The sequence below is a fragment of the Fluviispira multicolorata genome (assembly GCF_009208585.1).
Taxonomy (GTDB): Bacteria; Bdellovibrionota_B; Oligoflexia; order Silvanigrellales; family Silvanigrellaceae; genus Silvanigrella; species Silvanigrella multicolorata.
In genome coordinates this window covers 1-1,854 of the sequence record NZ_WFLN01000001.1, presented here as the reverse complement: position 1 = coordinate 1,854, position 1,854 = coordinate 1, and the positions used below count along the sequence as shown (strand labels likewise).

General features: G+C 51.5%; 1 rRNA gene. It reads right to left on the bottom strand.

Features of this window, described 5'->3' with window-relative positions:
- Positions 1 to 77: 77 nt before the first annotated feature.
- Positions 78 to 1,614, bottom strand: a 16S ribosomal RNA gene (locus tag GCL57_RS00005).
- Positions 1,615 to 1,854 lie beyond the last annotated feature (240 nt).

Below are 1,854 nucleotides of genomic sequence, written 5' to 3'. Positions count from 1 at the left end.
TGCAGAAACAGAGTGCGGGTCCCTTGACCTAGAATGGACTCTCTGTACCCGAAGGTATGAGCTGTCTGTATTCCTAGAAAGGAGGTGATCCAGCCGCAGGTTCCCCTACGGCTACCTTGTTACGACTTAACCCCAATCATCGCACAAGCCTTGGCATGCTGTCTCCTTGCGGTTAACCCACATGCTTCTGGCTTATACAACTTTCGTGGTTTGACGGGCGGTGTGTACAAGACCCGGGAACGTATTCACCGCAGCCTGCTGATCTGCGATTACTAGAGATTCCAACTTCATGTGGTCGAGTTGCAGACCACAATCCGAACTGAGACCATGTTTTTGCGTTTGGCTCCACCTTACGGTCTAGCTTCGCTTTGTCTTGGCCATTGTAGTACGTGTGTAGCCCTGGATGTAAGGGCCATGAGGACTTGACGTCATCCCCACCTTCCTCCGGTTTATCACCGGCAGTACCCCTATAGTTGCCAACTTAATGATGCCAAATAAGGGAAAGGGTTGCGCTCGTTGCGGGACTTAACCCAACATCTCACGACACGAGCTGACGACAGCCATGCAGCACCTGTATCCGTGTGTATTGCTACTATTACGCATCTCTGCGCTTTTCACGGTATGTCAAACCCAGGTAAGGTTCTTCGCGTTGCTTCGAATTAAACCACATACTCCACCTCTTGTGCGGGTCCCCGTCAATTCCTTTGAGTTTTAGCCTTGCGGCCGTACTCCCCAGGCGGATAACTTAGCGCGTGAGCTACGGTACTGAGGGGGTCAACTCCCCCAACACCTAGTTATCATCGTTTACGGCGTGGACTACCAGGGTATCTAATCCTGTTTGCTCCCCACGCTTTCGTTCCTCAGCGTCAGTATTTAGCCAGGTGGTCGCCTTCGCCTCCGGTGTTCCTGCTGATCTCTACGGATGTCACTCCTACACCAGCAATTCCACCACCCTCTCTAAAACTCAAGAATTACAGTCTCAAATGCACGTCCCAGGTTAAGCCTGGGGATTTCACACTTGACTTGTCTTCCCGCCTACGAACCCTTTACGCCCAGTAATTCCGAACAACGCTTGCACCCTTCGTATTACCGCGGCTGCTGGCACGAAGTTAGCCGGTGCTTCTTACTCTGGTACCATCAAATGCAGGACTTATTAACTCCTGCACCCTTCTTCCCAGCCGAAAGAGCTTTACAACCCGAAGGCCTTCATCACTCACGCGGCGTTGCTGCGTCAGGGTTTCCCCCATTGCGCAATATTCCCCACTGCTGCCTCCCGTAGGAGTCTGGACCGTGTCTCAGTTCCAGTGTGGCTGATCGTCCTCTCAGACCAGCTACCCATCTTCGCCTTGGTGGGCCGTTACCCCGCCAACAAGCTAATGGGACATGGGCTCATCCTCTGGCAACCGGCCTTGCGGTCCCGGCTTTTCCAAACAACTTACGTCGCTTGCTTATGCGGTTTTAGCTACAGTTTCCCGTAGTTATCCCACACCAAAGGGCAGATTCCCATGCATTACTCACCCGTGCGCCACTAATGTATTGCTACATCCGTTCGACTTGCATGTGTTAGGCACGCCGCCAGCGTTCGTTCTGAGCCAGGATCAAACTCTTAGCTCTAATTACTTACTCCCAAACTTACGTTCAGAAGATTTTTTTTTCTCTTGACGGCTCGTCTTTTATCTCGAGCCCCGAAGCCTCTTTATCTCTCAACTTACGCCGATTGACTCAAAGCCTCTAAGGACCCGCACTCTGTTTCTGCTCTCTTCTCTTGTCAAATAACTTCTCTTTGCTTCACTTAGCCTTCTCTTTTTATGAGTGACTTCGCTAGCAGCGAGAACCTTTAGCTACACAACCCAC